1 protein-coding gene is annotated in these 329 nt (G+C 40.4%); it reads left to right on the top strand.

The genetic code is table 11. From position 1 onward, the window contains the following. Nucleotides 1-124: 124 nt before the first annotated feature. Nucleotides 125-329, top strand: a 205-nt coding sequence (locus tag PGOND44_RS15985) for a hypothetical protein (RefSeq protein WP_003447905.1), incomplete at its 3' end; no start/stop codon positions are given.

The raw sequence follows: 329 nt of genomic DNA on the forward strand, positions 1-329 counted from the left end.
GCAAGCAGGCTCGAAGTGACATAACGTATTCAAGCTGAGTACACCACCTAAACAGATTCCGTATCGCGCTATCGCTTGCACGGAATTGCAAGCTTCTCGATACAAAGAAAACGGCCTACTTTTTATGGAGGTTAGAAAACAAAAAAGTGGTGAAGAAAGGATAAAGGAGCAAAGCACTAGTGAAACGGTTTGCTTTGCGTGGAGGAATCGCTTTTGTAGTTTTCAAAGACATAAAAATAAGCCTAGCCCTTTTTGGTTACTTTTTACGGCGATGGTAAAAAGTAATGAAAGCATAAATGTTACAGAGAAATCGACCAATCTCATGGCTT

Source organism: Psychroflexus gondwanensis ACAM 44 (assembly GCF_000355905.1).
Classification (GTDB): domain Bacteria; phylum Bacteroidota; class Bacteroidia; order Flavobacteriales; family Flavobacteriaceae; genus Psychroflexus; species Psychroflexus gondwanensis.